This window comes from Acidovorax sp. (assembly GCF_016783915.1).
Lineage (GTDB): Bacteria > Pseudomonadota > Gammaproteobacteria > Burkholderiales > Burkholderiaceae_C > Acidovorax.
Window position 1 is genome coordinate 1 of record NZ_JADHVT010000201.1, and the last position, 6,680, is coordinate 6,680.

Consider the following 6,680-nt stretch of genomic DNA (forward strand, 5'->3'; position numbering starts at 1 on the left):
AACCTGTTCTGCGCGCGGCTGGTGGACGAGCAACACACGGGCGATGCCGCTGCGGCCGACGAAGCCCGCCTGCTGCTGGAGGTGCTGACCCCCATCGCCAAGAGCTGGCCCAGCGAATGGTGCCTGGAGGCCAACAGCCTGGCCATCCAGATCCACGGCGGCTACGGCTACACGCGCGACTTCCCGGTGGAGCAGTACTGGCGCGACAACCGCCTGAATATGATCCACGAAGGCACCCACGGCATCCAGGCCATGGACCTGCTGGGTCGCAAGGTGCTGATGGAAGGCGGCCGGGGCCTGCAACTGCTGGCCGGGCGCATCAACGCCACCATCGAGCGCGCCATCCAGGTGCCCGCGCTGGCTGCCCACGCCAACGCGCTGGGCAAGGCGCTGCAGGACGTGGGCGCGGCCACCAAGGCCGCCTGGGCCACGGGCCAACCCGCTGATGCGCTGTCCAACGCCGTGCCCTACATGCAGGCCTTTGGCCACACGGTGCTGGCCTGGGTGTGGCTGGATGTGGCGCTGGCCACCCTGGCGGCCGATGCAGCCCTGGCACAGCCCGCCAGCGTGGGCCGCATGGGCGCCATGCGCTTTTTCTTCCATTACGAGTTGCCCAAGATCGGCGCCTGGCTTCAAGTGGTCAGCACGCGCGACGCGACCTGCGCCAGCTTTCCTGAAGAGGCGTTCTGATGGCCGCCGCGCACACCCTGCAGCGCTTGCACAAAATCATCTGGGCGCTGATCTACGGCGGCCTGCTCACGCTGGTGCTGGGCATTGCCACCGCCCGCACCGACGCGGCCACGGGCTGGGTGCTGATGGTGGGCGGGGGCGTGGTGGCTGTTGTCGGTGTGGTGCTGATTGCAGTGCGCGCGCGGCTCAAGGTCGACCTCTAGTGTCACGAGTTGAAGATTCGTTTCAGAAAGATGCCGGGAGTCGTCGCCATACTGCGTTGCAAATCCTCGCGATAGCTACGACCATCGCTGCGGTTTGCTCCTTGCCTGCCGACGATTTCGACCTCTTTAGTTCATCAACGAACTTCCAACTCGGGACACTTGGTTGACACCGCCTTTTCCCGCTGCGCCGACGCGGCGGCGACACAATGCTGCCTTCAGGCGCAGCACAATGGCTGCCTGCATTCCAGCACCCTGCCGGCGCACCGAATCGCCGGGCCTGGGGTTGAGAATATCCACCGAATTGCAAAAGACCAAGGAGACATTCACATGACACGCACCATCCAACAATTGTTTGATCTGACGGGCAAAACCGCGCTGGTCACCGGCGGTTCGCGCGGCCTGGGCCTGCAGCTGGCCCACGCGCTGGGCGAGGCGGGCGCCAAGATCGTGCTCAGCTCGCGCAAGGCGTCTGACCTCGAGGAAGCCGCTGCCGATCTGCAGGCCGCAGGCATCGACGCGCGCTGGATCGCTGCCGACTGCTCCAACGAAGCAGACATCCGCCGCCTGGCCGACGAGACACTGCAACGCCTGGGTCATGTGGACATCCTGGTCAACAACGCAGGCGCGGCTTGGGGCTCGCCAGCTGAAGACCACCCCGTGGAGGCCTGGGACAAGGTGATGAACCTCAACGTGCGCGGCTACTTCATCTTGTCGCAGCACATCGCCAAGCACAGCATGATCGGCCGCCGCAGCGGCAGCATCATCAACGTGGCATCCATCGCCGGCCTGGGCGGCAACCCCAAGGGCATGAACACCATTGCTTACAACACCTCCAAGGGTGCAGTGATCAACTTCACCCGGGCGCTGGCGGCCGAATGGGGTGCGTACAACATCCGTGTCAACGCCATCTGCCCGGGCTTCTTCCCGAGCAAGATGACGGTGGGCACACTCAAGGCCATGGGCGAGGAAGCGCTGGCTGCCCACGCCCCGCTGGGCCGCCTGGGTGATGATGAAGACCTGAAGGGCTTGTGCGCGCTGTACGCGTCGGATGCGGGCAAGCACATCACCGGCCAATGGCTGGCGGTGGATGGCGGTGTGAGTATCGTCACAGGAGGGTGAACATCCCCCTGAGCGGCTGCGCCGCTTCCCCCTTCTCTCGAATCGCTGGGCGATTCGGGAAGGGGGACGACGCAATCGCTGCGGCGCGGCCCTTGCTCTGCGTCCCTCGCCTGGGCCGCGCCAGTTGCGACCTACGTTTCCAAAGGAACAAACCTTGATCAGTTTTGGTGTCGAAATCCCCTTTGTCAGCCACCTTGGCTTCACGCTGCACCGCATGGAGGACGGCGAGTCCGAGCTGCGCTACGAGGCGCAGCCCGAGCACCTGAACTCGTTTGCCGTGACCCACGGCGGCGCGTCGATGACGTTGCTGGATGTGACCATGGCCACGGCCGCGCGCAGCGTGACGCCCGACATGGGCGTGGTCACCATCGAGATGAAGACCAGCTTCATGCAGCCCGCACGCGGGCCGCTGTTGGCCAAGGGGCGGTTGATTCACCGCACCGCCACCATGGCGTTCACCGAGGGCACGGTGTACGACGCCCAAGGCAAGGTGTGCTGCCACGCCACCGGCACGTTCAAGTACGTCAAGCGTCTGCCGGTGGACGGGCGCAATGTCAATGACCTCAAGGTCATTTCTACCGACTGACCCAGTGGTTTAAAGCCTTTTCGCCTGCAGGTGCATTGTCTATATGTACTGGTAGCTATCAAAAACATAGTATTTAATTTTCTGAAGGAGCTTTTCATGCCACGCAACCAACAAATCGTTCTCGACAACCGCCCCCAGGGCGAAGCGGTGGCCAGCAACTTCAAGCTGGTGGCCACTGACACGCCCGCGCTCAAGGACGGCGAGGTGCTGGTGCGCCACCACTACCTGAGCCTGGACCCCTACATGCGCGGCCGTATGAACGAGAGCAAGAGCTACGCCGCATCGCAGGCGCTGGGCGAAGTCATGATCGGCGGCACCGTGGGTGAAGTGGCCGAGAGCAAGCACCCCAAGTACGCCGTGGGCGACAAGGTCGTGGGTATGGGCGGCTGGCAGGAATACAGCGTGGTCAATGCCGAGCAGCCCGGTGCGCTGCGCAAGGTGGACACCACCCATGTACCGCTGTCGCACTACTTGGGCGCCGTAGGCATGCCGGGCGTGACAGCGTGGTACGGCCTGGTCAAGATCATCGCGCCCAAGGAAGGCGACACCGTGGTGGTGAGCGCCGCCACGGGCGCCGTGGGCAGCGCCTTTGCCGCGCTGGCCAAGGCCCGTGGCTGCCGCGCGGTGGGCATTGCGGGCGGTGCCGACAAGTGCAAGTACGCAGTGGAAGAACTGGGCTTTGACGCCTGCATCGACTACAAGCAGCACAGCGACGTGAAGGCCATGTCCAAGGCCCTGAAGGAAGCGTGCCCCAACGGCATCGATGGCTACTTCGAGAACGTGGGCGGCTGGATCATGGACGCTGTCATGCTGCGCATGAACGCCTTCAGCCGCATCGCCCTGTGCGGCATGATCGCCGGCTACGACGGTGCACCGCTGCCCATGGCCAACCCCGCGCTCATGCTCATCAACCGCATGAAGGTTGAAGGCTTCATCGTCAGCGAGCACATGGAAGTCTGGCCTGATGCCCTCAAGGAGTTGGGCACGCTGGTCGGCACCGGCAAGCTGCGCCCGCGCGAAACCATTGCCCAAGGCATTGCCGCCGCGCCCGAGGCCTTCCTGGGCCTGCTCAAGGGCAAGAACTTTGGCAAGCAACTGGTCAAGCTGATCTGATGATGCTGAAGTGGACCTGGTGCCGCTTCGATGACCTGGGCGTGCATGCGCTGCATGACGCCCTGGCCCTGCGCTGCAAGGTATTCATCCTGGAGCAGGGCCCCTACCAGGACCCGGACGGAGCGGACAAGCAGTCCTACCACTTGCTGGGCTACGACGAGATGGGCGTGCTGCAGGCCTGCCTGCGCGTGGCGGACCCTGGTGTGAACTACCCTGAGCCCTCCATTGGCCGCGTCGTGACCGCCAAGGACGCGCGTGGCAACGGCACGGGCCGGGCGCTGATGCAGGAAGGCATCACCCGCTGCAGCCAGGCGTGGCCGGGGCAGGGCATCCGTATCAGCGCGCAGGCCCATCTGCAGGGCTTCTATGGCAGCCTGGGCTTTGTGGCCGTGTCCGATGAGTACCTGGAAGACGATATCCCGCACGTTGAAATGCTGAGGCGGGGTGACAGCCCCACCGCCTGAGGAGCCGCCATGACCGCTGCCAGTCTTGCTGCCACCCATGAAGTGTTCAACCAGAGCACCCCCTGGGCCGATGCCAACCTCTTCATGACCAACCAGCCCTTGCATGACGCGCTGCGCCTGCATGCCCCCAGCCTGCCGCTGGCGGGCCTGACGGCCTTGGGTGCGGAGATGGGTTCGGCGGAGATGGCCACCCATGCGCGCCTTGCCAACACCTACAAGCCCCAGCTGCGTACGCACGACCGCTTCGGCCACCGCACCGATGTGGTGGAGTTCCACCCCAGCTACCACGCGCTGATGGGCGCAGCGTTGCGCCACGGCCTGCATGCCACGCCCTGGTCGCGCCAGAACACGGGCCACGCCCACATCGAGCGGGCTGCAGGCTTCATGCTGTTCACCGAGGCCGAGCCCTCCATTCTTTGCCCTGTGTCGATGAGCTACGCCGTCACGCCTGCCTTGCGGGGCAATGCAGCCGTGTGGGCGGACTGGAGCAAGGGCCTCGCAGCCACGCAGTACGACCCGCACCTGGCGCTGTTCTCGCAGAAATCCGCGCTCACTATGGGCATGGGCATGACCGAGAAGCAGGGCGGATCGGACGTGCGCGCCAACACCACACAGGCTGTGCACGATGGCGACGATGCCTGGGGCGCACGCTACCGCATCACCGGCCACAAATGGTTCTTCTCGGCCCCCATGTGCGACGCCTTCCTGATCCTGGCGCAGGCACCCGGCGGGCTCACCTGCTTCTTCCTGCCGCGTGTGCTGCCGGACGACACCGTGAACGCTATCCGCATCCAGCGCCTCAAGGACAAGCTGGGCAACCACGCCAACGCCAGCTCCGAGGTCGAATTCATCGACGCGATGGCATGGCGCGTGGGCGAAGAGGGCCGGGGGGTGGCGCAGATCCTGGAGATGGGCACCATGACGCGGCTGGACTGCGCGCTGGGCACCAGCGGCCTCATGCGGCAGGCGCTCAGCATTGCGCTGCACCACACGCGCCAGCGCTCGGCCTTTGGCAAGAAGCTCATTGAGCAGCCACTGATGCGCAACGTGCTGGCCGACCTTGCTCTTGAAAGTGAAGCGGCTACCGCGCTATCCATCAGGCTTGCAAGCGCTTTTGACCACAAGGATAAGAACGAGCACGAGGCCATCATGGCCCGCCTGCTCACGCCCGTGGCCAAGTTCTGGGTCTGCAAACGTGGCAGCGTGTTTGCGCAAGAGGCCATGGAATGCCTGGGTGGCAACGGCTACGTGGAGGAGGGCGGCGAGGGCGTGATGGCCCGCATCTACCGCGAGATGCCGCTCAACTCCATCTGGGAAGGCGCGGGCAACATCATGGCGCTGGACTTGCTGCGCGCCGTGCGCCGCGCAGACACCGCTGCCGCCCTGGCTGACGAACTGGCCCCCGCACGCGGTGCCCATCCGGCACTGGACCGCATGGCCAGTGCGCTGCCCCTGCGTGTGGACGCCATGACCACCGAGGCCGAGGCCCGCCGCCTCGCGCAGGACGTGGCCCTGGCCGTTCAGGCCGCGCTGCTGTACCGCAGTGCCCCAAGCGCAGTGTTCGGCGCTTTCTGCGAATCGCGCCTGGGCGGAGACTGGGGCTACAGCTTTGGCACGCTGGGTACGGGCGTCGATCTGGATACCTTGCTCTCACGCGCCTTGCCTGCTTGACACATTTTTTCTGCGGAGAACCCCATGTCCCACCTCATCCTGCACCACTACCCCTCGTCACCGTTCTCTGAAAAGATCCGTGCGGTGCTCGGCTTCAAGCAGCTGGCCTGGAAGTCCGTCATCATCCCCAGCGTCATGCCCAAGCCCGATGTGGTGGCGTTGACGGGGGGCTATCGCAAGACGCCGTTTTTGCAGATTGGTGCCGACATCTATTGCGACTCAGCCCTGATCTGCGATGTGCTGGAGCACGAGCATCCCGAACCCGTGCTGTACCCGCCGCACTTGAAGGGCGTCTCGCGCGTGTTTGCGCAGTGGGCTGACAGCACCCTGTTCTGGGCCGCCATGGCCTATAACCTGCAGCCCAAGGGCGCCGCCGTGTTGTTTGCCAACCTGCCGCCTGCCGCTGCGCAAGTGTTTGGCGAAGACCGCCGCGAGATGAGCGCTGGCATGCAGCGCCTGCGCCCGTCCGATGCCACCGCCGCCTACCGCTCGTACCTGCGCCGCATCGCCCACATGGCTGAAGAGCATGATTTTTTGTTTGGCGCCGAGCCTTGCCTGGCCGACTTTGCGGCCTACCACCCGCTGTGGTTCACGCGCCAGTGCGTGCCTGTGATGGCCGACATCTTTGCCGCCACACCCGCCGTGCTGGAGTGGATGGACCGCATCGCTGCGCTGGGCCACGGCCGCATGGAGAAGTTCAGTGCCGCCGACGCCATCACAGTGGCTGCAGGCATGGACCCTCTGCCCTTGACGGATGACGTGTTCCAGGACGAGCACGGCATTCCGCTGGGCAGCCCGGTCACTATTTCCGCCGAGAGCTTTGGCACTGAGCCC

The 6,680-nt window shown here is 65.0% G+C and carries 8 protein-coding genes; all 8 read left to right on the plus strand.

Features of this window, described 5'->3' with window-relative positions:
- On the plus strand, positions 1-690 hold a 690-nt coding region (locus ISS20_RS22410), incomplete at its 5' end, for an acyl-CoA dehydrogenase (protein WP_291439696.1).
- On the plus strand, positions 690-893 hold the full coding sequence (locus tag ISS20_RS22415; RefSeq protein WP_291439698.1) for a hypothetical protein: 204 nt from the start codon (positions 690-692) through the stop codon (positions 891-893). The genes ISS20_RS22410 and ISS20_RS22415, both read left to right, overlap by 1 nt.
- 327 nt (positions 894-1,220) lie before the next feature.
- The gene (locus ISS20_RS22420; RefSeq protein WP_291439700.1) at positions 1,221-2,012 is read left to right on the plus strand and encodes an SDR family oxidoreductase; all 792 of its coding nucleotides are present in this window, start codon (positions 1,221-1,223) and stop codon (positions 2,010-2,012) included.
- Between the two features lie 154 nt (positions 2,013-2,166).
- Entirely contained in the window at positions 2,167-2,598 is a 432-nt protein-coding gene (locus tag ISS20_RS22425) for a PaaI family thioesterase (RefSeq protein ID WP_291439701.1), read from the plus strand.
- A gap of 96 nt (positions 2,599-2,694) precedes the next feature.
- Positions 2,695-3,711 carry an NADP-dependent oxidoreductase gene (locus ISS20_RS22430; protein WP_291439703.1) on the plus strand — a complete coding sequence of 339 codons (1,017 nt, stop codon included), beginning with the start codon at positions 2,695-2,697 and terminating at the stop codon, positions 3,709-3,711.
- Positions 3,711-4,175, plus strand: coding sequence for a GNAT family N-acetyltransferase (locus ISS20_RS22435; RefSeq protein ID WP_291439705.1), 465 nt, complete (start codon positions 3,711-3,713; stop codon positions 4,173-4,175). The genes ISS20_RS22430 and ISS20_RS22435 overlap by 1 nt, the downstream gene beginning before the upstream one ends.
- 9 nt (positions 4,176-4,184) lie before the next feature.
- Positions 4,185-5,846, plus strand: coding sequence for an isovaleryl-CoA dehydrogenase (locus ISS20_RS22440; RefSeq protein ID WP_291439707.1), 1,662 nt, complete (start codon positions 4,185-4,187; stop codon positions 5,844-5,846).
- Between the two features lie 24 nt (positions 5,847-5,870).
- Positions 5,871-6,680: glutathione S-transferase family protein (locus ISS20_RS22445; RefSeq protein ID WP_291439709.1), on the plus strand; the 810-nt coding region annotated here is incomplete at its 3' end.